We start from the raw sequence: 26,298 nt of genomic DNA, 5'->3' as shown, positions 1-26,298 counted from the left end.
GCTCTTATTTGCGCGCCGCATCGCTCTTGGCACGGATCGCCTTGAACTCCGAGCCATCCTGCCAGCTCGGCCACTGCCGGCCGTTGGCCAGCGCCACGCCCACGTCGTAGACCAGCGTGGTATCGGCGGCATGGCCGCTGGCATCCCATTGCGGAGTCCAAATGTCGCAGGGCTGGTGATAGCAATTGGCGAAATATGTGTCGCGCAGCGCCTTGCCCGCGGTGATGCCGCCGTTGACCATGTCCAGCCCCGGACCAACCGTGATCGCCGGCACGCCCATACGCGCAAACGCAAAATGATCGGCACGGTAGAAGAAGCCCGCCTCCAGATTCGGGTCCGGCGAATAGCTGCGTCCACGCGCCTTGGCGGCGGCTTCCAGATCGCCTTCCAGCGACACCCGTCCACGTCCCCACGAAGCGATGTCGCGGGTCAGGCCATCCGGGCTGAACATTTCCATATTGAGCACGGCCACGGTCTTGTCCAACGGCGCCAGCGGATGCGCAGCGTAGTAATTGGCGCCAAGCAAGCCCTTTTCTTCGGCGGTCAACGCGATGAAATACAGGCTGCGCTGCGGCTTGGGGCCGGCCGCGAACACACGCGCCAGTTCCAGCACGCTGGCCACGCCGGTGGCGTTATCCACCGCACCCCGCCGAATCGTCTCGCCACTGGCATCGGCCTTGCCGATACCGAACGCATCCCAGTGCGCGGAGAAGATCACCGTCTCATCCGGGTGCTGGCTGCCGGTGAGTTTGGCCACCACGTTATGCGTGACCACACGCTCGCGCTTGAGCTTGAAATCCACCGACAACGTCGCATCGCCCAGTGCCACCGGCGCGAAATCGCGCTGCTGCGCACGTGCCTTCGCTTGTTCGAAATCCAGGCCCGCCTGCTTGAACAACGACACCGCCAGCGCACGCTGCATCCAGCCACGTACCGGCACATGCTGCGCGCGGGCGTCGGCATCGCTGCGTTCGATGTCGAACAACGGCGACATGCCCGAACTCTGCACCGTGGCCCAGCCATACGCCGCCGGCGCAGTCTCGTGCACGATCAATACACCGGCCGCACCGCGCCGCGCGGCCTCTTCGTACTTGTAGGTCCAACGGCCGTAGTACGTCACGGCCTTGCCGTCGAATGCACCCGGCTGCGGCGATTCGAAATCGGCATCGTTGATCAGCACCACGGCAATCTTGCCGCGCAGATCCACGCCTTTGTAATCGTCCCATTGCCGCTCGGGTGCGCTGATGCCGTAACCGACGAACACCAGCGGCGCATTCTTCAGCGCGACCGCTTTCTGCGGCCGCAGGCTCTGCAAGATCACATCGTTGCCATTGACCAGCGCTTGGGTCTTGCCGCCGACGCGCACGCTTGCGCGCACCGGGCCATCCACCTGCGCGCGCACCAGCGGCACTGCCTGCGTCCAACCGCCTTGCTCGCCACCTGGCTCCAGGCCGGCCGCCTTGAACTGCTCCACCAGGTAATCCACGGTGCGCTGCTCACCGGCACTGGCCGGCGCGCGCCCTTCGAATTCGTCCGACGCCAGCAGGCGCACATGCCGCGACAACGCCTCGGCATTGATGCCGCCGCCCGGCAGATCGTTGGCGGCCTGCGCCACACCTCCCACAAACAGGCAGGCGGACAACAGCAGGATGCGCATCGGATTCACGGCAAGCCCTTTCAACAGGTAGATGACACATAGTTTACAAGCGCGCAGCCAATGCAGGAGCACCATGACGCGAGAATGCAGTAGATTGCGGGAACTGCGTGCATGGCTGAGGGGCCACAGGTGGGCGGACGGCGACCATCGAGATGCACGACGTGCATACCTGCAATCGGGTCACCACCGACATTGTTGTTGCAGCGGCGTGCCCCATGCGCCTGCCAATTCAAGCCAGGCAACCGCAGAGCGTTGAAGAAGATCATCGGCGCACTGTCTGGTGCGGTGTCTTCGCCGCTTGCGGGACCGTGGGCGGCATGAATGCCGCCATCGAGCCTACAAGGACGTACTTGCGGCGTATCCTGCAAGCGGCGAGGGCACCGCGCATTCGACTGACTGGCTTTAAACGACGTGACAATTCGCTACAGCGGTCGAGAGGACATATCAGCCGCTCCCGGAGCGCTAACTTGGTCGCGCTGCACGATCCAGCCAAAACCCCAGCCCTTGCGCGTTGAGTTCGATATCCGTTGCCAGCAGTTGCTCCACGGCCGCATCGTCCAACCGACATCCATGCTGGCGTGCGCGTTCCAAATACAATTCGGTCAACGCCGCCACCATGCAGCGATGCCGGTCCGGACGTTGCGCGCAACCCAGCGCAATCTCGGTCATCGCATGAATCTGCTCGCCTAGCGCCTGCGCCAACGGTGCCGGCGATGTGACACGGCCGTAATGGGTGAGATACATCGCCTCCGGTGCGGCGTCCATCAGGCGCGTCATCGACTGCAGCATCGCCTCGGGCTCGAACTGTACCGGCGACGAGGTGGGCAGGATGAAGGCACCCCGGGCACTGTCCAGTTGCCGATACGACAGGCCGAAGGTATCACCGGTAAACCAGCTGCGGCTACGCGCATCCCACACGCACAGATGATGGCGTGCATGCCCCGGGGTATCGATCGTGCGCAGCGCGCGCGCGCCCAGCATCACCGTGTACCCATCGACCGCCTCGACCACGCGCTCGGCCGGCACCGGCGCAATGACACCGTAACTGCGCGCCATTTCCGCCTCGCCATACACCGCGGTGGCGCCGGCAATCAGCCGTGTGGGGTCGATCAGATGCGGTGCACCGCGCGGATGCACCAGCGCCTGCGCATTGGGCAGGTGCTGCAACAAGGTCCCGGCACCGCCGGCATGATCCAGATGTACATGGGTCAGGATCAACCACTCTATCTGCGCCGGCGCCAACCCGGCCGCCTGCACCGCGGCCAGCATCTGTGGCACCGACAGCGAGGTGCCGCAATCGATCAAGGCGCCGCGTTGCGCTTGGACGATCAAATACGCTGCATCGAATTGCACACCACCAAAGCCGGTATCGATGGTGTGGATGTTGAACTCGGCTGTCACTGTCATTCGCACCCCGCGGCGGTTGTAGAGACTGCAGTGTAGGCCCAAGCATTGCGTCGCTGTGATGCATGTCGCCACAGGCACCCCAGAATGCGGCTAGCCATGGCGAACAGCGACGCCTGCAGCGTCATGTCGATCATGCCTCGCGCAATGCGTGCATCGCCGCAAGAATCACGTCCGCATCCATGTGCGCATGCACGCCCGGCAGTTGCAAATCGCTCGCCTGCGCTGCCTGTTTCAACCGTGCGATCAATTGCCCGGCATCGCGTGGCGATGCGAAGCCATCGCTCTGCAACAGCAACGTACCTGCGCCGTCGTTCAACTTGAAATAGAACTGGCCATCGCTTTCACGGTATTGCTTGAATACCGGCAGCGCGATCCTCTCGCCGACCGCGCTCACCGCTGCACCAGCCTGACGGGACAGATCGCGCAGGCCTACTGCATCGCGCAGCTCGGCCAGCAGCGGGGTGGCGTAGCGTGCGCGCAGACGTGCGCCGCCAGCGCGCAGCATCGCTTCGATCTTGGCCGGCTCTGCCATCAATGCTTCGTAGCGTGCGCGCAGCGGTGCAATGTCCTGATCGATCCGGTCGAACAACTGCTGCTTCGCATCGCCCCAGCTAATACCGTCGGCAAATGCCTGCGCAAATGCCGCAGACTCCTGCGGCGCAGCGAAGGCCTGATACAGCTGGAATAAGGCCGACCCCTGCGTGTCCTTCGCCTCACCCGGCGCACGCGAATCGGTGAGGATGGAAAACACCAGCTTGCGCAACTCCTCGCGCGGTGCAAACAGCGGAATCGTATTGCTGTAGCTCTTGCTCATCTTGCGGCCGTCCAGCCCCGGCAAGGTAGAGACCTGCTCGTCGATCACCCCTTCGGGCAAGGTGAAAAACTCGCGCCCATAGACATGATTGAAGCGCTGCGCAAAATCGCGTGCCATTTCGATGTGCTGAATCTGATCGCGCCCCACCGGCACCTTGTGCGCGTTGAAGATCAGGATGTCAGCCGCCATCAGCACCGGATACATGAACAAGCCTGCGGTGACGCCGGCATCTTCGTCCTCACCGTCGGCGCAGTTCTTGTCCACCGCGGCCTTGTAGGCATGCGCGCGATTGAGGATGCCCTTGCCGGCCACGCAGGTCAGCAGCCACATCAACTCGGTAGTCTCGGGCACGTCGGACTGCCGGTAGAACCACACCTTGTCCGGATCCAGACCGCAGGCCAGCCAGGTGGCGGCAATTTCCAGCGTCGAGCGCTGCGTGCGCGCCGGGTCCTGTGCCTTGATCAGGCTATGCAGGTCAGCCAGAAAATAGAAGCTCTCGGTATCGGCGCCCGCGCTGGCCTGGATGGCGGGGCGGATCGCGCCGACGTAATTTCCCAGATGCGGGGTGCCGGAAGTGGTGATGCCGGTAAGGACACGAGTGGTCATCTGCGTAATGCCAGGGAATCAGCCCCCAAGTTTAGCGGTTCCGCACGCCCGCCATTGCCGGCCCCTGGTCGAAGGCAGGTTTTAGACGCACAAACGCAGAACGGGCCGCACTGGGCGGCCCGTCGTCTGCAATCTGCTCGCCCCGTCGGGCGGCAGAATGACGCGCCATCAGGTGTCGTCGCGCAGCGACTTCTCGAACGCACGCACCTCGGTCTGGGCACGGTCGCGGTCCCAGCCATAACGTTCCTGCAACTTGCCTTGCAGATATTGCGCATTGCCTTCGGCAACCTTGAAATCGTCGTCGGTGAGATCGCCCCACTTTGCCTGGGCCTTGCCCTTCAACTGGGTCCACTTGCCGGAAATGATGTCAGTGTTCATGCGATGACTCCGCTTGATACGGCCTCGATTGACCGTGTCGCCAGACTGACGACAGCGGTGTTTGCGATTGATCAACAGGTGTCAAACGATTGATCACGGCACTGAACGGTTACCGACGCACGGCCAGTCTGCAACGCGTAGGCCGCGCCAGGCGCAGCATCCGGATGCCACCTTGCACGGCGCGATCGCGCACAAAAAAAAACGGACCTTGCGGCCCGTTTTTTGTTTGCATGCGGCGTCAGATTACTTACGCGCTGCGTCTTCCACCTTCTCGCCGGCGCCCTTCACGTCCTTGCCGGCACCTGCGACGGTGTTGCAGCCCGACAGCAGACCGACCGACAACATGGACAGCACGAGCAGCACAATTGCACGCTTCATAACAGACTCCTCATGGATAAAGCGGCGCGTTGCCGCAAATCGAACAATTCAGGTGGTGACGGATCAGCACTTACCATCGCTGCATTTTTCGGCCGTTTTCTCGACCTTCCCACCCGCGCCCTGCAAGTCCTTGCCAGCGCCAGCCACGGTGTTGCAGCCCGTCATCACGCCGGCCGAAAACAGGCCCAGCACCATCAGTGTCAGCAGTCGCTTCATCGCTCGTCCTCGTTGTGTAACGGTGCCAGCGCACCTAGCTTGGCGCCAAATCTGACTGCGCGGCCGTGGATTTGATGTGAACGTGGCGCGCCGCGTTCAGCGCTGGATCAATCCCGCATCAGCGTCGATTTGCCGAACAGGCTTTCGACCAGATCCACCGCCAGTTCGGCGGTCGCGTTGCGGTTGTCCAGCACCGGGTTGAGCTCGACGATGTCCAACGACCCCATGCGCCCGGTGTCGGCGATCATCTCCATCACCAGCTGCGCCTCGCGGTAGTTGGGGCCACCGGGCACGGTGGTGCCCACGCCCGGCGCGATGCTGGGGTCGAGGAAGTCCACATCGAAGCTCACATGCAGGTGCGTGTCGGCACTCATGTCCTGCAACGCGGCCTCCATGGTGCGCTTCATGCCGGCTTCGTCGATGTAGCGCATGTCGTAGACATCGATGCGGTGCTGCTTGATCAGCCGCTTCTCCTCCGGGTCCACCGAGCGGATGCCGATCTGCCGTACCTGCTCGGGCAACAGCGCCGGCGCACTGCCGCCCAGATGGGTCAGCGTCTCCGGGCCCAGCCCGCACAGACAGGCCACCGGCATGCCGTGCACATTGCCCGAGGGCGTCACCTCGCTGGTGTTGAAGTCCGAGTGCGCATCCAGCCACAGCACCCGCAACGGCCGGCCCTGCTCGCGGCAGTACTTGGCCACCGCGGTGATGGAGCCGATGCCCAGGCAATGGTCGCCACCGAGCATGATCGGCATGCGTCCGGCACGCAGTTCGGCGTAGCTGGCGCCCATCAGCGCCTGGTTCCAGGCCACCACTTCGTCCAGATGCCGGTAGCCGGCTTGCGGTGCCTGCCAGGGATTGCGCGGGCCATCCAGGTTGCCCAGGTCGCGCACCTCCACACCGCGGCCGACCAGGGCCTCGTGCAGTCCGGCGATGCGTAGCGCCTCCGGTCCCATGCGCGCGCCGCGGTGGCCGGCGCCGATGTCGGTGGGAACGCCAATCAGGGAAACCGGCACGTACTGCGTTGCCATGCATTGCTCCAGTATCGATAAAACCGAGCATTCTAGTGGTACGCCCGCACCGTGACGCGCAGCAGCGCAACACGGCATGGGCCGTGCCATGAACGGTGCGACGAAGCGCGAGGTTAGATCTGCCTCGTCGCGCCGCTACCGCGACACACCAGGACACTGTTTGGCGCGCCCGACGTTGCCGATCCTGTCTGTCTGACCGCCCGGTGAAGCAACACGGGCGAGAGTGACAGCCTGCTCGGATCCGGTGGGTATGGTGCGCGCCGGCCAGCGCAGCACGCCACGCATGCACGCGCTCAGGCCATCAAGCAACAGGGGGATTTCATGCCGAATAACGCTGTCAACCAGGTCGTCAAGGCTGCTGTGGGCGAGGTCCCGCGGGCGTTGCATTTTGAGAATCTACAGCGTATCGAGCATACGGTCGCGCAGACCATCGAGCGCGAGCCGGGCATCGGCATGTTGATGCTTTCCACCGCCGACGGGCGCGCCATTACCGAGCAATCCAGCCTGGATGTGGACGGTCGCCGGCTTGCCGCACTGGCCGAGGTGATCGCCACGCTCGACCGCTTGGGCTGGCACGCCGTGCCCGACCTTGCTGCCACCGCGCTACCGCAACGTCTTTCATGCGAAGCGCTGTTTTTTGCCCTGCCCGAACATCTGCGCCCGGCGCTGCCGGCCGTGGAACCCAGCCATGCGCTGCAACTGCGCCAGTGGCCAGAGCTGAGTGCAGAGACCAGTTCGCCGGCTCAATTGCTCGCCGTCGCCCATCTGCCTGCGCGCCCGTGGCGCCCGTGGCGCCCGCAGGCGCTGGCCAGCGCCTGCAAGCTGCCGGTGCAAACGGTGGAATGCCTGTTCGCCGCCGCGCTCGCCAGCGGCCGTGCCCAGACTGCGGAGAGTCCCGTGCCTGCAACGCAGCGTCGTCCGGACAGCGGCAACACGCGGTTCTTCTCATGGGTCGCACGTCGGTTCGGCCTTTCCCTCTTCCAGACGCAATCATGAGTCTTCCGGCCAACACGCTGGTGTTCGTCGGCGGCATGGGCGCCGGCAAGACCACCGCAGTGCGTGCCATCTCCGATGTGGAGCCAGTCGACACCGAAATGCCGCTCAGCCAGGATGCGGACGGCGACAAGACCTACACCACCGTCGCGCTGGACTGCAGCTTGATCGAGCTGGAAGACGGCGAGCTGCTGCACGTCTACGGCGTGCCTGGCCAGAAATACCTGGATTTCATGTGACCGCTGGTGTGCGACGGCGCGTTGGGCGTGATCGTGCTGACCAACGCACGCGACCCGCAGACGCTCAATGCCACGCTGGCGCTGTTGGGTGAGTTTACGCAGATCGCCCCGGACGCCAGCCTGGCGGTGGGCATCACCATGACCGATGAAGTCGAAGCTTTCCTGGTGCCGCCATTTCGCGATGCCTTGGTGGCCGAAGGCTTTCGCATCCCGGTCATGCGGGTGGATGCACGCTCGGCCACCCAGATCACCTTCCTGGTGAAGTCGCTGCTGTCCTATCGCTACACCTCGGCGACCAGCTGATCGCCAGCGCGCGTGACGCGTGCATATGCAGTCGACGCGGTGAGTAAGACAAGGAATCCGGTCACGACGGTGCCTGAAAGGGCGTCACGCGGGGGATGCCGCCTCTAGGGTTGCGGCGACGCGTCCGTCTTCCTTGAAGCCAGAAACAAGACTCGGTCGTAGTACAAATCTGCCTCGTGTCTGACTCACTCAGTATACAGCGTGGTCAGACACCAGGACATCGGGACGTTTCCGACATCGCGCAGGACATACCGGCGATAAGTCATCGGCATATGCCGCATGACCTGCCAGCCCTGGCGTGCCGGTGTTCGCCACATGCTGCTCCATCACCTTGCGGCAGGGTTCGCGGCGCATGTCTGCGTCCGCAACTGGCTCGGTCGCTGCTGCTTCGCCATCGCGCGGGTCCGCTGCGGACGCATGCTCACCATCGCGATGCTGCCGGTTAAGGGTCCATCGTCACGATCAGATAAAGTAGCGCGATGACAATTGAACTGAAGCCCGGCGGCTTGCTGATCGCCATCGAAGGCATCGACGGCGCCGGCAAGACCACCCTCGCCCGCCGCCTGACCACCACGCTGGAAGCCGCTGGCGCGCGCGTCGTGCTGAGCAAGGAGCCGACCAACGGCCCCTGGGGCACCAAACTGCGCCAGTCCGCCGCCACCGGCCGCCTGAGTGCGGACGAAGAAGCCGAGCTGCTGATCCGCGACCGCCACGAACATGTGGACACCTTGATCGCGCCCGCGCTGGCACGTGGCGACATCGTGATCCTAGACCGCTACTTCCCCTCGATGGTCGCCTACCAGGGCGCTGCCGGCCTGCCGCTGGACGAGCTACTGGAACTCAACGCCTTCGCGCCGCGCCCGGACGTACTGCTGCTGCTCGACCTGCCCCCGCCCACCGGCCTGGCCCGTATCCGCGCGCGCGGCGATGCGCCCAATCACTTCGAAACCCAAGACAACCTGGAACGCTGCCGCACCATCTTTGCCGGGCTGGAATTGCCGGGCAAACACGTGGTGGATGCCAGCGCCGACGCCGACAGCGTGCTGCGCCAGGCGCACGCCATCATCGTGGCCGCATTAGCCGACCGACTGAGCGGCGACGGCGCGCCGGCAGACACCGGCAAGGCCGCGCTGGAACTGCTCTCGGCCGGCCGCCCGGCCTGAGTGCTGTACTGCGCGTCGCGTCGCGTCGCGCGACAAAAGTAGCGTACCTCTCGTGGCGAATCGCTACTGGCAAGTAACTTACCTGCACCCGACTGAGTAGCAACCGGTTGAACCAAAGATCCCGCGCACGGTAGAAAACGCGGAAATTAGGCCGATCCGCAAAGCGCATACGGCTTGAACAAGTTATGAGGGGTCACGCGCACGCGTCGAACGGATTTCCCTTCTTGGGTCGTGCGGAGAACAACGCCCAGCGCGTGTTGCCTTGTATGCGCGGCCACTTGAACCGACCAACGAGACCGTGCACAGAAATGGATCGCCATAGGAGTGCTCACGGTCTGCGGGGCCGGACCCAAAGGCACCGAATTCAACAGTGACTTGCGCGTGCGAGAGTGAGACGCCCGCATTTAGAGCCATCTGCTCCAAGCGGCGCGTGTAGTGCAATTGGATGGCCTGAGCGACAGAGCCAACGGCAGACGAACTGTTGCAGAGCAACTCGATGGACACCGACGATACGTGGCGCTCCAAAGCCTCACGGTAGAGCTGGCCGATACCCCATACCCAGTCACATCATTGTTTCGACTGACGCAAGTGCTCGACGAGTCCGTGTGCAATTCCGTTCAGCGCACGCCGCCGTGTCATGTGCCCCCCCTGACAGCACAGCCAATCAAGATTGCCGCAGACGCGTGGATCGAAGATGGTGCCGGCACCCGGATTCGAACTGGGGACCTACCGCTTACAAGGCGGTTGCTCTACCAACTGAGCTATGCCGGCGAAGGCAGGCGCATTGCGCGCCGATGCGCATTCTAGCGCAGCGCGGCGCAATCTAGCGAACGCTGACGCGCGGCACCGGCAGCACCTTGCAATGCGCTGGTGGCCGCGCTGCTGCGCACATCGATCCACCACCGCGATTGCCCGCTGCCGCTGGGCACCAATTGCGCCGGGAAGCCTGCGCCGACCAGGCTGGCCTGGCGCCGCTCGGCGCGCTCGCGGCTCTGGTACTGGCCCAGCGCCACGGTGTTGTCCTCGCCCTGTGCAATCACGTAATAGTCGCCCATCCCAGCCGCAGCAATGCGCTTGACCAGCGCCTGCGCGGCCGCGCGGTCGCCCACGTTGGGCAACATCACCCGAAACGTGCTGACACCAGCGTCCTTGTCCTCGCGCACGCTGGCGCGACTGGCCTGCCCACGCACACGCGCCAGCGCCGCATCGGCATCGGCGCGTGCCACGAATGGCCCCAGGCTGGCGCAGCGCTCCGGTGCAGGCGATGGTGTGGTTGGCGACGGTTTTGTCGCCGTAGCAGCCACGCTATCGGCAGGCTTTGCAGCAGTTTTTGTGGTCACCGACGGCTCGGCTGCAGCATGCGGCGTTTCCGCTGCGACAGCGCTGGCTGATGTCGTCGATGCCGGCGTGGACGTGGATGTACTGACAACTGCCGCCGGGGTGGGGGCGGGTACCGCTGCGGATACAGGCGTTGATGCTGGTGTGGCTGGTATGGCTGGTGTGGCCGATGCAGTCGACTCACTCTCCGCCGCCGACGCCGATCCGGTCGCCGCCGCTGCACCCGGCAGCGCCGCTCCGCCAACACCCGGCAGGGTTGGCAGCAGCTCCAGCCGCGCGACACCTGTCGGTTGCGGCGGCGCTGGCGGCGGTGCCGGCGGTGGCTGCAAGGCCCACCACAACGCCACCCCGGCATTGAGGACGATCAAAACGACGATGAGCGCGCGGACATACATGCGCCGATTCTACGGGGATGCCGCAGCGGTCGCCCACGTCGCCAGACCGTCCAGCACCAAGGCGGCGCGGAACGTGGCACCGGGCAGCAGCGGTAGCAGCGGCGGCGCGCCACCACCATGGACGAGCAGCCGCACCGGCGCGCCCAGGCTGCGTTGCGCGTGCTGCAAGCTGCGCTCGATCAGCGCCACCGCCGCGCCGTCGCAGCCGGAGGTCAAGGCATCGTCGGTGTCGATGGCCAGCTCGACGTAATCGCCGCCGCTGGCCGGCAGCTGCACCGCGCGCGCATGCAGCGCTTCGCGCATGGTGGTTGGCGAGGCGGCGATGCAGCCGCCATGATGCAGGCCATCGGCGCCCAGCACGTCGATGGTCAGTGCGGTGCCCACGCCGGCCACCAGCACCGGCGCGTCGCCCCGCGCACCCAGCAGCGCCAAAAAGCGGTCCACACCGAAGCGGCTGGGATCGGCATAAGCAATACGGATACCGGCGCACTCGGCGGCGGTCCGCACGATGCGCACCTGCGTAAAGCGCTCCTGCAGGCAGGCGATCATGCGCTGCGTCAATGCCGGTGCGGCCACGCTGGCAACGTGCGCGATCTGCCCGGACGGCAGCGCCGCCAGCGCGGCCGCATCCATGGCCTCGGCGCCGTGTGCCCATGCCTGCACTTGGCCGGCACGGTTGCCGTGCAGCGGCGCGTACTTGAACCGCGAATTTCCCAGGTCGAACAACCACTCGCTCATGCAGGTCTCACGCTCACTTCTCCGCAGTGGAACAGACGCACCGTGTCGCCCAGTCGCACCCGCAACGCGCCGTCGGCCGCCAGGCCGAGCGCAACGCCACGATGTCGGGTGCCGGCCTCTTCGACCTGCACCGCACGCCCGCTCAGGACGTCCAGGTCTGCATAGCGCCCCAGGAACGGCACCAGCCCCTGCGCCTCGAACAGATCCAGCGCCGGCAGCAAAGCGGACAGCACCGCCGCCACCACTTGGTCGCGTGACACCGGTCGGCCGGCCAAGGTATCCAGATCGATCCACGGCTGGTCGATGCTGGCCGCTGCCGCCGCCGGCATGTGCACGTTCAAGCCCAGCCCGATCACCGCACGCGCGTTGCCGGTCATCTCGCCGCCGCCCTCGATCAACAGGCCGCCCAACTTGCGCTCGCGTGCCAGCAGATCGTTGGGCCATTTCAGACCGACATCGGCAAACCCGCAACCACGCAGGGCTTCGGCCACTGCCACGCCCACGGCCAGGCTGAGCCCGGCCAACTGGCCCAGCCCGCCACTGAAACGGCGCGACGCCGACAAGTAGATATGCGCGCCCAGCGGCGAGGTCCATTGCCGACCGCGCCGACCGCGGCCACCGGTCTGGCGCTCGGCCAGCAGCACTGCCACGCCCTGTTCGGGCGCCGACTGCGCCAGCAAGGTGGTGTTGCTGGATTCCAGCGTCCAGGCCACGTCCAGCGCAGCGAGGCCAGCGGCCGCATCCGGTGCCATGCCGGCGCGAATGCACGCCGCATCCAGCAGGTCCAAGGGCGTGGCCAGGCGGTAACCGTCGCCGGCTCGCCCTTCGATGTCGACCCCGGCCGCACGCAGATTCTGGATGCGCTTCCACACCGCCGCACGGGTCAAGCCGGCATCGCGTGCCAGCGCATCGCCGGACAGCCTGCCACTGGCGAGTTTGGCCAGCAAGGCGCGATCATCCACGGCTGCGGTGCGCGAGAAGGCATGAGCGGACAAATGCGCGGGCGGCGGCATGTGTAGAAGAGGCGCACCCTGCATGCTTGATTGGTCGCCAGGGCAACGCGCGTGCCGCTGCATCGGCGCGCCACACGAAGCGCGGCGTCGGGTTGGTGGCCGGCAGCACACGGGGGGCATGCCGTGGCTGGTCATCACGCGCGTCGGACCAATGCCCCGCGGCGTCCGCGCCGCAAGGCTGGCCGCCGGCGCCTCTTATCTCAAAGTGCATCACACGCCTGAAGTCCCCGAATCTATCAGCCAAAGTATGCGCCAAGCCCTCCCGGGCGCCCAGCGCGGCTTGCGTGAGGGAGTGAAAAGCGCGTTATGATCGGTGCCTCACGCCGCTTGCCCTGGATGTGGACGATGCGCCGAATCACGGTCTGCCTGCTCATGCTGTTGGCTCCGCTTGCCGCCCTGGCTTCGGACCAACTGGTCGACGGCGATCATGACAGCTGCGTCAGCACCAACTCGGCCGCACGCTGCAGAACGCCGGCCCCCGAGCCGGCACCGGCGCGTACCACCCCGCACAAAGCCGCGCCGTCCACCAGTGGTGGTGGCAGCGATGGCGATTCGTTAGTCCCACACATACGCACGATGCCGCGTTGGCACAGTTTCCTGCCGGGCATGTTCCGCTGATCCAGTGGTTGACGCGCTAGCTGCGCCGGCCGCCTCCCGATATCGCTGATGCGCTTTGGCAACCGCTGTGTAGCAGGTGCGCATGGGTCGCAGCGCTCGATCTGCCGCGGCGGCAACGTCTGCGCGCATTGACCGCGCAATTCCTGCATCAAAAAACCATTTCGCCTGTCGACGGGCTGCAGCTGCAACCAAGCGATGCGCTCATGCTGGCTGCGACCTGCTGCCTGCCGCTGTTGGAAATCGGCGCCGCCGGTTGGCGCGGCTGGTCGCAATTGATCGTGTATCCGGATGCGTTCCGCGTGCAGCGCACGCACATGGATGCAGCCGGAGTGATGCACGCATGGGACGACACCCTGATCGGCGAAGCCTGGGAGCAAGGTCCGTTGATCGTCAGCTGGGCGGATGTGCAGGCCGATCTGGATGACCCGCAGGCAGGCTTCAACGTGATCGTGCACGAGATGACGCACAAGCTCGATGCACTGGATGGCGCGCTCGACGGCAGCCCGCCATTACCACGCTCCGCGCAACGCACCTGGGCACGTGATTTCCAGCATGCCTACGATCTTTTTTGCCAACGCGTCGATGCCGGCGAAGACACCGAGATCGACCCATATGCCGCCGAAGCACCGGAAGAATTCTTCGCGGTGGTCAGCGAATATCACTTCTCCGCACCGCACCTGCTTGCACGTGCGATGCCGCAGGTTGCTGCACACTTGGAACGTTTTTACGGACCCTCGCCGTTTGCGGCGTCAGTGCAGCGCTGAGTGTGCTGCGTCACTGGACGGCGTGGTTGTCGCTTCAGCGCGGCTGACAAAACGACTGCGCAGCCGCCGCTTGAAGCACTGCCGATGCATTGAAGCGAATCCGCCGTCATCCCCCGCACATGTTCTTTCTTGCGCTTGGTCGCTCTCCAACTTCAGACCAATCCAAGATCGCGTGGTGTGGCGCCCGGAAAAACCCGTTCCACTTGCGCTGGCGACAGGCCCCACATGCGAGTCAGCACCCCGCCGAACAGGCTGCGGTAATTGTTGAGCACCGGGTAATCGCGGTTCTGCAGCAGCTGCGCCTGTTCGACCGCCACCTGCTCGCCAGCGATGCGGCCGCCGTGCACACCTCCGCCCAGCACCCAGTACGTGGTGCCATGGCCGTGATCGGTGCCCTTGCTGCCGTTCTCGCGAAAGGTGCGGCCGAACTCGGAGATCACCACCACCACGGTGTCGTTCCACGCCGGCCCCAGCGCATCGGCATACGCGGCCAGCCCTTCGCCGAGATTGCGCAGGTTATTTGCCAGGCCACCTGCCACGCTGCCTTGATTGGCATGCGTGTCCCAGCCACCGACATCGACGAATCCCAGGCGATAGCGCTCGCGCATCCAGGTCGCCATGCGCCGGGTTTCATCGGCAAAGGTACGGGCGCTGGCGGCGCCACGGGCGGCCTGCTCCATCTCGTCGCGCAACTGCACGGTGACCTGCTGACGCAGCGCCAAGCCGTCGCGCGCGGCGGCAGCCAGCGGCGTGCTGTCGTACATCTGCGACAGGATCTGCGCCTGCCGCGCGTCCAGTCCATCTTTGCCGATGCTCCGCAACGACACATTGGGTAAATCGCTGCCGCCTTGAAAGGTCAGAGGCAGCGAATCAGTGAACGCGATCGCCGACACTCCACTCAACACGCCCGACAGGCGCGCCATGAATCCGGAACGGTAATCGCGGTGCTTGCCCGCCTGGCCGGATTCGATATCGTCCTGGGTTTCGAAATGACTGCGCGACAGATCGTCGGTGCCAGCGAACGGCACGAAGGCCAGTTGCTTGCGTTCCCAAAACGGCAGCAAAGCATCGCGCATCACCGGGTTCAGGCCCCACTGCGCATTCAGTGCGACAGCACTGTTTGGATTGGCCGGATCCGGTCGTGCAATCGCCAGGCTCGGCCGCGAGTGGTAATAAAAATCGCTGCCATGCGGCACCAGCAGATTATTGCTGTCGTAGCCACCCCGCAGAAACACCACCAGCATGCGCGCGCTATCGCGTGGCGCAGCGAACAAACGACCGGCCCACGGCATGCTTGCTGCGGCTGCAGAGGCAAGCAGAAATTGACGTCGTTGCATGGCGTACTCCCGCGGCGATGGCCGCTTGGCATTCGTTGGATCGTTGGATCGGTCGTTTTGAATCTGCAAGCGTTGAATCGTTGACGTTGCATCAGCGGATCCGAATCGGTGTCATTGCGTCAGCGATAGTTGAAATCAGGCGACGACAGCAAGAATCCATTCCATTCGGCAGGCGAGCGCGCCTGGTCCAGCGCCTGCTGTGTGGCGGCGGACAGCGAGGGCGCCAGCCACCGGTACGCAGGCCGCGTGTCGATGCGCGTCACCGCCGGAATCGGCGTGTCGTTATCACCATCCAGACGAAACAGTTGCTTCGGTCCGCCGCCGATTGAGCGCGCCACCTCGAACCGGCGCGCCAATTGCCCGGAGCTGGTCCAGGCCTGCGACTGCAGCGACCAGCCATCGGGCGTGATACGCCCAAACAACGGCTCGCCCAGTTGCTGCACCCAACTGGCCATCGGCGCGGCATTGATCACCGGTTGATCCTCATACGCCACTCGCATCGCCGACACCACGAATCGGTTCGGGTCCTTGAACTTGCGCGGTTGCGCCTGCGCAAACTCCGGCGACGCCAGCATGGTCTGCATCACCTGGGCGATATCGCCATCACTGCGTTGGAAGGTGTTGGCCATGCGCGTCACCAGCGCAGCGGGGGGCGTGTCGCTGACGAAATACTCGGCCAGGCGTTGCGAAATGAAGTGCGCGCAGGCTGGCTGCCGTACCAACAGCTGCACGGCGCGCTCGATCTCATCCAGACCACCTCCAGCGATGCGCTGACCAAGCAGCATCTTGTCGCCAGGTTGATGTCGCGCCGGATTGAATTCGAACAAGCCTTTGCGCACGACCTGCGTCTGCCCTGGTGCTGCAGCTGGCAACGGCGGCGCGCCGTTGGCCTTGATCGGCACCAAGCCTGCGCCGGTGAGGATCAGCGCCAGCTGCTGCACGTCCTGCTGGCTGTAGCCGCCATGCACCCCCAGCGTGTGCAGTTCCATCAACTCGCGTGCGTAGTTTTCGTTGACCTTGCCCTTGGCGCTCTTGGCATTGTCCAAGTATTCCAGCATCGCCGGGCTTTCCAGCGTGGCCATCACCAAGTCGACAAACTTGCCGGTGGCATTGGGGCGAATCGCGTTTTCCATGTAGTCGGCGGCCATCCATTTCACCCGCGCCTTGTCGGCATACACGCTGAAATGATTAAGCCAGAACCACACCAGTTGCTCGCGCAGCTGATCCGGCGCGTACACCGCGCGCAGCAATTGCGCCTGGCGCGCCTGCACCAACATCTGCCCGCCGCGCGCCTGCCAGTCCTTCTTCAGGGCAACCTTCTCATCGCCATCGGGCATGGCCTGCAGGCGGACCTTGTCGGCCTCGTATTGGGTCAGCAAATCCACCAGAGTGGTATGCAGCCCATCGAAGCGCTGCAGCTGCACGCGTACCGGCGCCGGCAACGCCGCGTCGTCGCTGGGCTGCAATAACAGCGCACCGAAGCGTTTGGGGCCTAGCTGTGTCAGTTGCGTCGCGCTGTTGGCGTCCACACCGTAGGTGGCGCGTTGCAGCCAGCGTGTCTGTGTTGATGTGAGCGGCGCTTCGGCGGCCGTGCAATTGAGCACCCAGACGCTGCCGATCAACAGCGGCAGCGCTCGCCGTCCTCGCCATTGCTGCGCGCGTACCACACGCGTTTCCATGCACCCTGCCTGACTCACTCGCTCGAACATGCGGCCCTCCATCGCAACGACGTACCGACCCAGTATGGGCAAGCCAACGCATGCGGGGTTAAACGGTTGTCGGAAGGCCTGTGGACATTGACCAGGTGTTTATCGGGCCACTCCCGCTGGTCACAATCCCGGCGGCATGGTCACGTCGAAGCGGGCGCCGCCCAGTTCCTGCGAGCGCACCACCTGCAACTCGCCGCGGTAGGCCTTGATCAGATCCTGCACGATCGACATGCCGATACCGTGCCCTTGCACGCGCTCATCGCCACGCACACCGCGCTGCAGGATCTTGGCCACGTCTTCCGGCGCGATGCCGGGGCCGTCGTCTTCCACCGACAGGATCAACCCGGCACGACGGCTACCGGTCGTGGGTCCCGGTTGTGCGGTCAACAGCACGCGGCTAAGCGCCCACTTGAAGCCGTTTTCCAGCAAATTGCCGAGCAGCTCCTGCAAATCGCCCGGCTCACCGTGAAAGCGCGCTTCGGGGGAAATATCGAACTCGCACAGCACGCCCTTGACCGAATACACCTTCTCCAGACCACGCACGATTTCTTCGGCGGTCGGCTCGATCGGCAAAGGCGCGGCGAATAACTTGTGCCCGCTGGAAGCGGCGCGTGCCAGCTGGTAAGACACCAGATCGTTCATGCGGCGCAGCTGCACATCCATTTCTTCATGCAGATCGCGCTCGGACGCGCCGCTATCCAATTGCGTGCGCAAGACGGCGATGGGTGTCTTGAGGCTATGCGCCAGATCGGCCAGCGTATTGCGCTGGCGCTCCAGGTTGTCGCGCTCGCTCTCGATAAAGGCATTGATGCTGTCGGTCAGCGGCTCCAGCTCGCGCGGATGCTGCTCGCTCATGCGCTGGATCTCGCCGCGCTGCACCTTGGTCAGCTCGTTGATGACCCGCCGCAGCGGACGCAGGCTCCATTGCAGAATGAAGGCCTGCAACACCAGCAACACCACGCCAGCGCTACCGAGGTAGAACCACACCGCACCACGGAACACGCGCAGCTGCGCGCCCATCGAGCGCGCATCTTCCATCACATAGATGGTGTACGGAATCTCGCCACCGTGTTCGCGTTCGACATAACTCACGCCCAGGCCGTAGCGATACAGCTGGCCCAGGCTGCCGTCGATCTGGGTCATTTCCAGCGGGCCGATGAACTCTTCCTGGCGCGGCTCCAGCATGCGGCCGTGCGGAATATTCGGGCCTTCGGCCGACATCGAGGTCCAGCTTTCGTCGGGACGTACAACTTCGACATAGAGCCCGCCGCCAGGCACATCGAAACGCGGGTCGGGCGGTTGCCCGCCGATGTACAGCGAGCCGTCGCGTACGAAATCGATATTGGCCGCATACGCGGAAGCGTAGTTCTTCAGCCGCTCGCGCAGATTCTTTTCGGCGGTGTCGGCAAACGCCACATCCAGCGCGTAACCCGCCAGCGCCAGGAAGGCCACCAGACTGAGGCTGGCGGCCAGCAGCTGGCGGGCCTGCAACGAGCGCGGCCGCCAGCGTCTATACCACTTGGAGCGGCCCGGCACGTGGTCTTCCCGTTCGTTGACGCGCGGACTCAGCCTTCGGTACGCGGAATGGCGAAGCGGTAGCCGCGACCACGGACGGTTTCGATCGGCTTGAGCTCACCATCGGGATCGAGCTTCTTGCGCAGACGACCGATGAACACTTCCAGCACGTTCGAATCGCGGTCGAAATCCTGCTGGTAGATGTGCTCGGTGAGGTCGGCCTTGGAGACCAATTCGCCGGCATGCATCATCAAGTATTCAAGCACCTTGTACTCGTAGCTGGTCAGATCCACGTTGGCGCCGTTGACGCTCACCGTCTGTGCTGCCAGATCCAGCGCGACCGGACCGCATTCCAGCGTGGGCTTACTCCAGCCAGCAGCACGTCGCAACAACGCGTTGACGCGCGCCAGCAGCTCTTCGACATGGAACGGCTTGACCAAGTAATCGTCGGCGCCCTGCTTGAGGCCTTCGACCTTGTCCTGCCAGCTCGAACGCGCGGTCAGGATCAGCACCGGAAATTTCTTGCCTTCATCGCGCAGGGCCTTGATCAGCTCCATGCCTGACATCTTGGGCAAGCCAAGATCGATGATGCCAACGTCGAACGGCACTTCACGGCCCATGTAGAGGCCTTCTTCGCCGTCCTGTGCAGCGTCAACCGCAAAACCTTCACGCTTCAGACGCGCCGCAAGGGTTTCGCGCAGCGGAGCTTCGTCTTCGACCAAAAGGATACGCATGCACTCTTCCTAGTTACGTTGTCGGCCAGTGGCCGGGGAATTTATAAGACTGAACGTAGAACTGTCTACGTTCAGCGGTTATCGTCGCGTGGTGGCGCGTCCGGCGGCGGCAAGTTCTGCAGCGGCGCGGCCTGCGTCTGCTCCGGCTCATACACGGTGTGTACGCGCCCGTCTTTCATGTACTTGACCCGGTTGAGATTGACGCCATCGAACGGCACGCGCTCGGCACCAAGGATCTGTCCACCGGTAGACCGTTGCACATGCCGAATGGTGTCCGACAGCGTGCGGCTATTGCCGCGTGCCGACGGCGGCAACGTCTCGCGCCCGCTCTGCACCATCGGGTAGCCCTGGCCCCAGGCCAACGGCGCGGCCATGGCCACCGAGAGGGCAACCAGAGCAATTTGGCGAGCGCGGCAGGGCAATCGGGTCACAAACGAATCCTAGCGGGTTGTTCAGAAACATTCAGAATTCGTGAAATCGACCATGCGTTACAGATGGTCGAGCATCGGAATTGAGCCAAATTCTTGATTTTTCGGGGTGAATCCGATCTGAACTTTTTTAGCTTCGAGGTAACGGCATTCAGCGAAATGAATATCGTCAGTGCTCAAAGCCATGGTGGGCGTGGGCTGTGGCGGACGCGCCCGTTGCTGGAAACCCTCGAAACCATCGATATCCCAGCAGCCCGTTCAGGAACGCAAGCGGTGGGCCAACTAGGCGACCACCCGCCAGGATCGCGTATCGGTGCGCTGCAGCGCCTGTTCGACCAACTCCCAGCCGGCACCCGGACGATGTGCGCCTTCACTCAAGACCTGCCGGAATGACCGCCCGCCGGGCTGGCCATGGAACAGGCCCAGCACGTGCCGCGTCATATGCTTCAGGGCAAGACCTTGCGCCAGCTGCGATGCCACGTACGGCTGCAATGCGCGCAGCAGGGACTCGCGCGGTTGCTCGGGCCGCTGGTTCAAGGCAGCGTCCAGACAATGCAGGACGTAGGGGTCGTGGTAGGCCGCGCGGCCGAGCATGACGCCATCGGTATGCTGCAGATGCGCCATTGCGGCGTCCACGGCCACGATGCCACCGTTGAGCACCACAGGCAGGCCGGGCCGCTCCTGATTGAGCCGGTAGGCCCAGTCGTAACGCAGCGGCGGCACTTCGCGGTTTTCCTTCGGCGACAGGCCCTTGAGCCAGGCGTTGCGGGCGTGCACCACCACCATCGCCGCGCCGGCCGCGACCACCTGGTCGACAAAGCGGGCGAATAGCGCGTAATCGTCATCGTCGTCCACGCCAAGACGGCATTTGACCGTGATCGGCACGTGGGTGGCCGTGCACATGGCAGCGACGCATTCGGCCACCAGTGCCGGCTCGCGCATCAGGCAGGCGCCGAACCGCCCGGCCTGCACGCGGTCGGACGGGCACCCGCAATTGAGATTGATCTCATCAAATCCCCACTCCTGCGCGATCGCCGCCGCCTGCGCTAGCAAGGCCGGATCACTGCCGCCCAGCTGCAGCGCCAGCGGATGTTCGACCGCATCGAAGCCGAGCAGCCGCGCGCGATCGCCGTGGATCACCGCATTGGCGTGCACCATCTCGGTGTACAGGCGTGCCGACGGCGCCAACAGACGGTGGAAGACCCGGCAATGACGGTCGGTCCAGTCCATCATCGGAGCGACGGACAGGCGCAGGGAGGCGGCGTAGCGATCGGCGGAAGCGGTCATCGACGAAGTGGCCGCAGCGAGCAGCCAGTAGAATGCGAAGCAGGATCAACAGCTTACACGGGCGTCGATGAATCTGCGGCGGTGCGCAGTGGCAGGCCGGAGCGGCTGCTTTGGGATTTAGCTGCAGGATCGCCTACTCGTTGCGCCATGTGATCGCCCCCCCCATCAGCTGGCCGGCTACGCGTATTACGCGCAATTGCGGATGGCGCTGGTGAGGCGCTTCGGCGGCCAGCATCACGGATGCGTTCTACTGTCGGGAAGGGCAATAGCGCCGAAGATCGCGTTGACGCTGTTTTTGTTCCCCTCGCTCGCCAAGTGCGGGCGGGGACGGGAGGCAGCGCTGCAGGATGCGCGGTGCCTGTCTGCGTTCGCCTCTGCGGCGAACGCCTTGCATCGTCAGTGACGAGCGGAGCTTTCCAAGTCCGGTGCCGCGGTGACCGCTGCGCTCGGACGAACCCGGACCTTACGGGTTACGGACACCCACACGCTCTTCGGCGCTGAGCGGCTTGCCGAGTGCGTGGTACGAGGCGACCAGCGCGATCAGGGCGGTGCCCAAGACCGTGTAGAAGCTCCACGACTTGGCCAGCACGTGCACCTGGCCGAACACCAGCGCGACAACGGCAGTGGCGGTGCACAGCACCATGGCCAGCAGAGACATCAGGAAAGGAATGGAAGGATCGAGCTTCATGGTCCGCGGGTTCCAAGGTGCGATGCGATAGCTGCAGCATCGGCGTTCCCGGCGCTTTCTTGAACTGTTTTTCTGCGCTTTTTTCAGGCAATTTCGAGCAAGTCAGCAAGCACTCAGTTTTCTGTCAAAGCCTTGGCGCACAAGGCCTTGTGTGTCGAAAAACTCCTGACGCACCGGCAAAAAAATCACCACCCGCGCCAGCGTTCCAATGCGGTCGTGGCGGAAAACCGACGGGCCTGCACGAGGCGATTTGTGGCGTGTCGCAGGTGCGGTTTCCGAGCTGTGCCGGTTGCAGTTCTTCCGGGCGATGCAGTGGGGTGCCGAGGTGGAAGATCACGGCAAAGGTTGGAAGTCATCGCCAGGCTCAGGCAACAACGTGCAGGTCACCGGCCTGGCGTTGCGCTTCCAGGCGCTTGCCAGGACCAGGCTGTCCTGACGCTGGCTCTACAAAGCCGCCGATGTGGAGCCGGGTCGGGGATGCGCTGCCAGGCAATGGCGCAACCTGCAGAAGACCTGGAGGTTGCACCAGGGTCTGCCAATGTTGCGTTGAGTCTGACAAGAGCTCTCAAGCGGCAGCCTACATGTCGCACAGCGGGCAGCAGCGGCCAGACGCGTCTCGCGCAGGCATATTGCAACATGCAGCCGAATACCGAGGCGCTTGGACGCCGATGACACGCGCACGACGCGCGCGGGCCTAACCAGCAAGCAAGAGCAGCATGCTCAGCGCGCCGGGGCGGTAGTGAATTCGCCGCGTTGCAGTTTGCTCACGTCGTTGCCCTGCCCGTCCTTGAGGCTGAGGTCAGCGCCCTTGGCGGCCAGATCCTTCAGTACGTCGGTACGTTGAAACAGCGCTGCATACATCGCCGCGGTCTGCCCGGCGTTGTTGCGCTGGTCCGGCGCACAGCCGGCCTGCATCAGGCGCTTGGCGATGCCCAGCTCGCCCTTGAAGATGGCGCCCATCAGCGCGGTGTTGCCGCGCTTGTCCTGCGCACAGGGGTCGGCGCCGGCGCTGAGTAATTGCTCCACCGCCGGGCGCTGGCCGTGGTACGCGGCCAGGATCAACGCGGTATAGCCCTTCTCGTCGCGGGTATTGAGGTCGTAGTGCGAGCGAATGAATTCGGCCAGCATGTCTTGGCGACCTTCACGCGCGGCATCGAAGAAATACGCACGCAGTTGCAGCTTGATCTGCTCGGGTGTGGCGGTGGCCGTTGCATTGGCGGCGGGAGTGGATGCCGGCGAAGCAGCATTGGCAACTGCAGACAGGCTGCCAAGCATCAAAAACAAGAGGGTGCGCATGGGAATCTCCCGGACTCAAGACGACATCGCGGCGCAGGCCGCGATGTCGTCGGGCGGATCAGTCCTGCAGGCTGGAAGCCAGCTGCTTGACGCGCGACAGGTCGCCCTTGGCCACGCGCGTAACGCCGCTGCCGTACTCGGGGTCGGCCTTGTACAGGAACGACAGCATCCGGTGCTTGCTTTCGGTGTCGGTGTCGGCCAGCGACTCGCCGAAACTCTGCACCAGATCGGCCCGATCCTTCTTGCTATAGGAGCGGTACAACTCGCCGGCCTGCTTGAAGTTCTGCTCGCGGGTGATCTTGGCCTGCTGCGTGGTGCCCGACAGCGGCAGCTCGCTATAACGCGCAGACGCGTCTTGCGGACGCGGCTGCAGACGGCTCGGCTCGTAGTTCACGCCGCTGGTGGTCTGCCCGATATTGCCCTGCCCATCCTGGTTGCCGTTGTTGACCGCTACCCGCGGGCGGTTGACCGGCAGGCTCAGGCCATTGGCACCGATGCGGTACAGCTGCGTATCGGCATAAGAGAAGATACGGCCCTGCAGGAGGCGGTCTTCAGACGGCTCGATACCCGGCACCAGATTGGCCGGCGCCATCGCCACCTGCTCGGTCTCCTGGAAGAAGTTGTCGACGTTCTTGTTCAACACCATCTGGCCGACCTTCTGCTCCGGCACGTCCGGCCAGATCTTGGTGGCGTCGAGCGGATCGAAATCGAACTTGGCCAGGTCTTCCGGCTTGAGCACCTGCACGTACAGGTCCCACTTCGGGTAATCGCCCTTCTTGATCGCAGCGACCAGATCGTTGGTCAGGTGGCTGTAGTCCTTGGCCTGCACGGCGGCAACCTGTTTGGGATCGAGATTCTTGATGCCCTGCAGGGTCTTCCAGTGGAACTTGACGTAATGCACTTCGCCCTGCGCATTGACCAACTTGTAGGCATGCACGCCATTGCCATCCATGAAGCGATAGCCGGCCGGGGTACCTTCATTGGAGTAAAGCAGCGTCAGCGTGCGGGTGGCTTCGGGCACGTGCGAGAAGAAATCGAAACGGCGCGAATCGTCATCCAGATTGGTGCGCGGGTCTGGCTTGAACGCATGCACCATGTCGGGAAACTTGATCGCATCGCGAATGAAGAACGTGGGGAAGTTGTTGCCGACCAGATCCCAATTGCCTTCGCTGGTATAGAACTTGGTGGCGAAACCATGCGGGTCGCGCAGCGTTTCCGGCGAATGATTGCCGTGCACCACCGAGGAAAAGCGCACGAAGACCGGCGTTCTTTCGCCCGCGCTGAAGACCTTTGCTTTGGTCAGCTTGGACACATCGGCGGTGGCGGTGAACTCGCCTTTGACGCCAGTGCCGCGCGCATGCACCACGCGCTCGGGAATGCGCTCGCGATCGAAGCGTTGCAGTTTCTGGATCAGCTGGACGTCTTGCAGCAGGGTCGGGCCGTTGGGGCCAGCCGTCTGCGAATTCTGGTTATCGCCGACCTTGGCGCCATTGTCGCGGGTCAGAACGGATTGGGCGAAGACCGGCGGAGCGATCAACGTCGGGGCTAGCAGGGCTAGCACCATGAGAGATCCAGGGCGCATGGCGTCAGCTCGTTTGAGGAGGCTGCATCATGGCCAGCAGGCCGAAGCGTGAGAAGTCGTTAGTTACTATCGCTGCGATAGGGGAACGTGATGATGACTGCGTTGCGTGATAAGCATCTCGCTACAGAGTGGCAGTTGGTCTTGAATCACGCAGCGACCTGGCGCATTCGCTGAGCAATCGCATCTCGACGACCTCACATGTATGCGCTGGCGGCAAATCATTTGCTGCAGTGCGGAGACCAGTTGGCGCTTGCTATATGCGCTGCCACGACAACGAAGAACACTGCCCATCACCCGTTGCACGGATACGCGCAGGTGCCCGCTCGGTGATGCCGGTCCGCACGATCAGCACAGCCGAAAACGCATCGCCATGCTGCGTAGACCGATTAGACACAGCACGCTGGGTGCCGCGCCGTTGCTCGGCAGTCCCCTGCATGGCCAACGCAAGTTAGGAATGCCGATCGAAGCGTGAGCCCACCGTTCAAACCACAAACCACCGACAGACCCGCGCGTTAATGGTGGCACCTGCATCGTGTTCGGATCCGGACCCGCCAGCGCGACTCTCTTGCTCAGGCAGCCCGACCTCTGCCCGCCGCTGTTGTAGGTCGGCAGGACTCTCCAACTTGAACAAGCTGCCGTCGGCTTTGCGTTGCGTACCGCTGCGGCTTCCCCGACATGATGAGGTTACGATCAATGAACACGGCGAGGTCCGCCGTGCTGTAGGCACTGATAGCGCAGAAGCACGCGGTCGCCGCATGTTACGAATCCAACTGCCTTGGAAGGCACCCACAGCTCGGCGCGCAACGCGATGTCCTTGGATAACAAGGTGATCAGCGGCTGTTGCGCACCGACCGGTTGCCCTGCATGCACCAGCAGGTTCGTGACCATGCCATCGGTTGGCGCACGCAATACGACCGAACGGCGTGCTCCAGTTTCCGAAAGGGATTGCGCGACATCTGCGATCTGCCTGGCGATGTCGTTGCGCTTTGCTTCCAAGGTTGCAGGCGTTTGCTCCAGCTGCAACTGAAGTTGAGAGTGCTCCACACGCAGGTCCAACGCATGTTTCTGCAACTCTTCGAGTTGCCCCTGATTCTGAATCGCGATGTCTTGCTGCTGCAATAATTGAACCTTGGTCAATATTCCCTTTTCTGCAGCAGTCACCCACTGCTCTTAGAGCCGGAGCGCGCGCTCTGCGCGCTGGCGTTGCAAGCGAATCTGCTCGGCAGTGTTATCCATCTGCGCGTCAAGCAGCGTGACGCGCCGACGCAGATCGCGCTGCTGGGCGTCGTAGCGCTGATTCTGAGCCTGTAAATCCGCACCTGATTAGCACGCACTTTCAGCGGTGAACATGGTGACATCACGCAGGGCCCGCTCGGACCACGGCTTGCTGGCGGCTGCGGCGGCCAGCAAGCTGGGCACCAGCCGGGTCAGATCGAAACGGCGGTTGAACCGCCACATCGTCTCTGCCAGGTAGCGCTGGGCGTATTTGGCGAATTTGAAGGCGTGCTAGGCACCGTCCAGCGAACGCTTTAGGTTGGACAACACCACGTTGACCCAGCGTGCGTTCTCTGCCTCGCAGCGACTTCGACCGCTGCCTTCGATCACCGTGTGCGCGTGCTCGGCTTCCAGTGCTCGAAACGCACCGAGTCCATCACTGTAGACATCTGCTCC

The 26,298-nt window shown here is 63.9% G+C and carries 23 protein-coding genes, 1 tRNA gene and 6 pseudogenes; 7 read left to right on the top strand and 23 right to left on the bottom strand.

All coding sequences use genetic code 11. The annotated features are described in order from the left end of the window. Positions 1-4 precede the first annotated feature (4 nt). The 7 genes from WJW29_RS09590 to rocF form a co-directional block, all read right to left on the bottom strand. The gene (locus tag WJW29_RS09590; RefSeq protein WP_027704117.1) at positions 5-1,657 is read right to left on the bottom strand and encodes a M28 family metallopeptidase; all 1,653 of its coding nucleotides are present in this window, start codon (positions 1,655-1,657) and stop codon (positions 5-7) included. A gap of 462 nt (positions 1,658-2,119) precedes the next feature. Beyond that, positions 2,120-3,064 carry an MBL fold metallo-hydrolase gene (locus WJW29_RS09585; RefSeq protein WP_041181936.1) on the bottom strand — a complete coding sequence of 315 codons (945 nt, stop codon included), beginning with the start codon at positions 3,062-3,064 and terminating at the stop codon, positions 2,120-2,122. A gap of 130 nt (positions 3,065-3,194) precedes the next feature. Next, positions 3,195-4,484, bottom strand: coding sequence for a tryptophan--tRNA ligase (locus tag WJW29_RS09580; protein ID WP_011257370.1), 1,290 nt, complete (start codon positions 4,482-4,484; stop codon positions 3,195-3,197). Positions 4,485-4,652: 168 nt separating this feature from the next. Then, on the bottom strand, positions 4,653-4,862 hold the full coding sequence (locus tag WJW29_RS09575; protein WP_011407411.1) for a CsbD family protein: 210 nt from the start codon (positions 4,860-4,862) through the stop codon (positions 4,653-4,655). A 243-nt stretch (positions 4,863-5,105) separates the two neighbouring features. Further along, positions 5,106-5,240 carry an entericidin A/B family lipoprotein gene (locus tag WJW29_RS09570; protein ID WP_011257368.1) on the bottom strand — a complete coding sequence of 45 codons (135 nt, stop codon included), beginning with the start codon at positions 5,238-5,240 and terminating at the stop codon, positions 5,106-5,108. A gap of 63 nt (positions 5,241-5,303) precedes the next feature. After that, the gene (locus WJW29_RS09565) at positions 5,304-5,456 is read right to left on the bottom strand and encodes an entericidin A/B family lipoprotein (protein ID WP_011407410.1); all 153 of its coding nucleotides are present in this window, start codon (positions 5,454-5,456) and stop codon (positions 5,304-5,306) included. A gap of 107 nt (positions 5,457-5,563) precedes the next feature. Beyond that, on the bottom strand, positions 5,564-6,487 hold the full coding sequence (gene rocF / locus WJW29_RS09560) for an arginase (RefSeq protein ID WP_011407409.1): 924 nt from the start codon (positions 6,485-6,487) through the stop codon (positions 5,564-5,566). Positions 6,488-6,808: 321 nt separating this feature from the next. Here rocF and WJW29_RS09555 point away from each other — a divergent pair. From WJW29_RS09555 to tmk, 4 genes and pseudogenes are all read left to right on the top strand, one after another. Beyond that, positions 6,809-7,027 (top strand): annotated as a pseudogene (locus WJW29_RS09555) (hypothetical protein); the annotation flags it as partial. Further along, positions 7,019-7,483: pseudogene (locus tag WJW29_RS09550) on the top strand (hypothetical protein); the annotation flags it as partial. The pseudogenes WJW29_RS09555 and WJW29_RS09550, both read left to right, overlap by 9 nt. Next, positions 7,480-8,022: pseudogene (locus WJW29_RS09545) on the top strand (GTPase). The pseudogenes WJW29_RS09550 and WJW29_RS09545, both read left to right, overlap by 4 nt. A gap of 479 nt (positions 8,023-8,501) precedes the next feature. Then, positions 8,502-9,185 (top strand): dTMP kinase, encoded by a 684-nt coding sequence (tmk, locus tag WJW29_RS09540; RefSeq protein WP_011257363.1) that lies wholly within the window; start codon positions 8,502-8,504, stop codon positions 9,183-9,185. A 695-nt stretch (positions 9,186-9,880) separates the two neighbouring features. On the opposite strand, the gene WJW29_RS09535 is transcribed toward tmk, so the two are convergent. From WJW29_RS09535 to birA, 4 genes are all read right to left on the bottom strand, one after another. Continuing rightward, positions 9,881-9,956 (bottom strand) — tRNA-Thr (locus WJW29_RS09535). 32 nt (positions 9,957-9,988) lie between these two features. Next, a complete protein-coding gene (locus WJW29_RS09530) occupies positions 9,989-10,918 on the bottom strand; it encodes an SPOR domain-containing protein (protein ID WP_011257362.1) in 930 nt (309 codons plus the stop codon). Between the two features lie 9 nt (positions 10,919-10,927). Further along, a complete protein-coding gene (locus tag WJW29_RS09525; protein WP_011257361.1) occupies positions 10,928-11,656 on the bottom strand; it encodes a type III pantothenate kinase in 729 nt (242 codons plus the stop codon). Continuing rightward, positions 11,653-12,669: a bifunctional biotin--[acetyl-CoA-carboxylase] ligase/biotin operon repressor BirA gene (birA, locus tag WJW29_RS09520; protein ID WP_012446310.1), complete on the bottom strand. Its 1,017-nt coding sequence runs from the start codon at positions 12,667-12,669 to the stop codon at positions 11,653-11,655. The genes WJW29_RS09525 and birA overlap by 4 nt, the downstream gene beginning before the upstream one ends. Before the next feature lie 306 nt (positions 12,670-12,975). On the opposite strand from birA, the gene WJW29_RS09515 reads away from it, so the two are divergent. After that, positions 12,976-13,287, top strand: coding sequence for a hypothetical protein (locus WJW29_RS09515; protein WP_012446311.1), 312 nt, complete (start codon positions 12,976-12,978; stop codon positions 13,285-13,287). Between the two features lie 20 nt (positions 13,288-13,307). After that, positions 13,308-14,051, top strand: coding sequence for a M90 family metallopeptidase (locus WJW29_RS09510; protein ID WP_075239894.1), 744 nt, complete (start codon positions 13,308-13,310; stop codon positions 14,049-14,051). A 152-nt stretch (positions 14,052-14,203) separates the two neighbouring features. On the opposite strand, the gene WJW29_RS09505 is transcribed toward WJW29_RS09510, so the two are convergent. The 7 genes from WJW29_RS09505 to WJW29_RS09475 form a co-directional block, all read right to left on the bottom strand. Then, a complete protein-coding gene (locus WJW29_RS09505) occupies positions 14,204-15,388 on the bottom strand; it encodes a DUF1501 domain-containing protein (protein ID WP_027704119.1) in 1,185 nt (394 codons plus the stop codon). Positions 15,389-15,507: 119 nt separating this feature from the next. Further along, the gene (locus WJW29_RS09500; protein WP_012446313.1) at positions 15,508-17,097 is read right to left on the bottom strand and encodes a DUF1800 domain-containing protein; all 1,590 of its coding nucleotides are present in this window, start codon (positions 17,095-17,097) and stop codon (positions 15,508-15,510) included. Positions 17,098-17,217: 120 nt separating this feature from the next. Continuing rightward, a complete protein-coding gene (locus WJW29_RS09495) occupies positions 17,218-18,588 on the bottom strand; it encodes an ATP-binding protein (protein ID WP_012446314.1) in 1,371 nt (456 codons plus the stop codon). 74 nt (positions 18,589-18,662) lie between these two features. Then, on the bottom strand, positions 18,663-19,346 hold the full coding sequence (locus tag WJW29_RS09490) for a response regulator transcription factor (protein ID WP_002808458.1): 684 nt from the start codon (positions 19,344-19,346) through the stop codon (positions 18,663-18,665). Positions 19,347-19,417: 71 nt separating this feature from the next. Continuing rightward, entirely contained in the window at positions 19,418-19,720 is a 303-nt protein-coding gene (locus tag WJW29_RS09485) for a hypothetical protein (protein ID WP_033013584.1), read from the bottom strand. A gap of 336 nt (positions 19,721-20,056) precedes the next feature. Beyond that, entirely contained in the window at positions 20,057-21,061 is a 1,005-nt protein-coding gene (gene dusA / locus WJW29_RS09480; protein ID WP_011257354.1) for a tRNA dihydrouridine(20/20a) synthase DusA, read from the bottom strand. Positions 21,062-21,524: 463 nt separating this feature from the next. After that, on the bottom strand, positions 21,525-21,749 hold the full coding sequence (locus WJW29_RS09475; RefSeq protein ID WP_011257352.1) for a hypothetical protein: 225 nt from the start codon (positions 21,747-21,749) through the stop codon (positions 21,525-21,527). A 250-nt stretch (positions 21,750-21,999) separates the two neighbouring features. On the opposite strand from WJW29_RS09475, the gene WJW29_RS09470 reads away from it, so the two are divergent. Further along, the gene (locus WJW29_RS09470) at positions 22,000-22,185 is read left to right on the top strand and encodes a hypothetical protein (RefSeq protein WP_113160272.1); all 186 of its coding nucleotides are present in this window, start codon (positions 22,000-22,002) and stop codon (positions 22,183-22,185) included. A gap of 284 nt (positions 22,186-22,469) precedes the next feature. Here the strand turns inward: WJW29_RS09470 and WJW29_RS09465 are convergent, their stop codons facing one another. The 5 genes and pseudogenes from WJW29_RS09465 to WJW29_RS09445 all read right to left on the bottom strand — a co-directional run. Then, positions 22,470-23,045 (bottom strand): ankyrin repeat domain-containing protein, encoded by a 576-nt coding sequence (locus tag WJW29_RS09465; protein WP_011257351.1) that lies wholly within the window; start codon positions 23,043-23,045, stop codon positions 22,470-22,472. Between the two features lie 58 nt (positions 23,046-23,103). Then, complete coding sequence (katB, locus tag WJW29_RS09460) at positions 23,104-24,609, bottom strand: catalase KatB (protein WP_027704120.1); 1,506 nt, start codon at positions 24,607-24,609, stop codon at positions 23,104-23,106. Positions 24,610-25,189: 580 nt separating this feature from the next. Continuing rightward, positions 25,190-25,411: pseudogene (locus tag WJW29_RS09455) on the bottom strand (hypothetical protein); the annotation flags it as partial. A gap of 8 nt (positions 25,412-25,419) precedes the next feature. After that, positions 25,420-25,515 (bottom strand): annotated as a pseudogene (locus WJW29_RS09450) (hemolysin D); the annotation flags it as partial. Between the two features lie 435 nt (positions 25,516-25,950). Next, positions 25,951-26,298 (bottom strand): annotated as a pseudogene (locus tag WJW29_RS09445) (transposase); the annotation flags it as partial.

It is taken from the genome of Xanthomonas sp. JL1, from assembly GCF_038405005.1.
This window is presented reverse-complemented; position numbering and strand designations above follow the sequence as displayed.

What these genes read in the sequence shown, in the direction of transcription:
- WJW29_RS09575 (WP_011407411.1), bottom strand. Translation starts at nt 4,862, where the DNA reads ATGAACACTGACATCATTTCCGGCAAGTGGACCCAGTTGAAGGGCAAG.
- WJW29_RS09565 (WP_011407410.1), bottom strand. Translation starts at nt 5,456, where the DNA reads ATGAAGCGACTGCTGACACTGATGGTGCTGGGCCTGTTTTCGGCCGGC.
- WJW29_RS09475 (WP_011257352.1), bottom strand. Translation starts at nt 21,749, where the DNA reads ATGAAGCTCGATCCTTCCATTCCTTTCCTGATGTCTCTGCTGGCCATG.
- dusA (WP_011257354.1), bottom strand. Translation starts at nt 21,061, where the DNA reads ATGACCGCTTCCGCCGATCGCTACGCCGCCTCCCTGCGCCTGTCCGTC.
- WJW29_RS09485 (WP_033013584.1), bottom strand. Translation starts at nt 19,720, where the DNA reads ATGGCCGCGCCGTTGGCCTGGGGCCAGGGCTACCCGATGGTGCAGAGC.
- WJW29_RS09515 (WP_012446311.1), top strand. Translation starts at nt 12,976, where the DNA reads ATGATCGGTGCCTCACGCCGCTTGCCCTGGATGTGGACGATGCGCCGA.
- WJW29_RS09580 (WP_011257370.1), bottom strand. Translation starts at nt 4,484, where the DNA reads ATGACCACTCGTGTCCTTACCGGCATCACCACTTCCGGCACCCCGCAT.
- WJW29_RS09570 (WP_011257368.1), bottom strand. Translation starts at nt 5,240, where the DNA reads ATGAAGCGTGCAATTGTGCTGCTCGTGCTGTCCATGTTGTCGGTCGGT.
- WJW29_RS09505 (WP_027704119.1), bottom strand. Translation starts at nt 15,388, where the DNA reads ATGCAACGACGTCAATTTCTGCTTGCCTCTGCAGCCGCAGCAAGCATG.
- WJW29_RS09590 (WP_027704117.1), bottom strand. Translation starts at nt 1,657, where the DNA reads ATGCGCATCCTGCTGTTGTCCGCCTGCCTGTTTGTGGGAGGTGTGGCG.
- WJW29_RS09525 (WP_011257361.1), bottom strand. Translation starts at nt 11,656, where the DNA reads ATGAGCGAGTGGTTGTTCGACCTGGGAAATTCGCGGTTCAAGTACGCG.
- rocF (WP_011407409.1), bottom strand. Translation starts at nt 6,487, where the DNA reads ATGGCAACGCAGTACGTGCCGGTTTCCCTGATTGGCGTTCCCACCGAC.
- tmk (WP_011257363.1), top strand. Translation starts at nt 8,502, where the DNA reads ATGACAATTGAACTGAAGCCCGGCGGCTTGCTGATCGCCATCGAAGGC.
- WJW29_RS09490 (WP_002808458.1), bottom strand. Translation starts at nt 19,346, where the DNA reads ATGCGTATCCTTTTGGTCGAAGACGAAGCTCCGCTGCGCGAAACCCTT.
- WJW29_RS09465 (WP_011257351.1), bottom strand. Translation starts at nt 23,045, where the DNA reads ATGCGCACCCTCTTGTTTTTGATGCTTGGCAGCCTGTCTGCAGTTGCC.
- WJW29_RS09585 (WP_041181936.1), bottom strand. Translation starts at nt 3,064, where the DNA reads ATGACAGTGACAGCCGAGTTCAACATCCACACCATCGATACCGGCTTT.
- WJW29_RS09530 (WP_011257362.1), bottom strand. Translation starts at nt 10,918, where the DNA reads ATGTATGTCCGCGCGCTCATCGTCGTTTTGATCGTCCTCAATGCCGGG.
- birA (WP_012446310.1), bottom strand. Translation starts at nt 12,669, where the DNA reads ATGCCGCCGCCCGCGCATTTGTCCGCTCATGCCTTCTCGCGCACCGCA.
- WJW29_RS09500 (WP_012446313.1), bottom strand. Translation starts at nt 17,097, where the DNA reads ATGTTCGAGCGAGTGAGTCAGGCAGGGTGCATGGAAACGCGTGTGGTA.
- katB (WP_027704120.1), bottom strand. Translation starts at nt 24,609, where the DNA reads ATGGTGCTAGCCCTGCTAGCCCCGACGTTGATCGCTCCGCCGGTCTTC.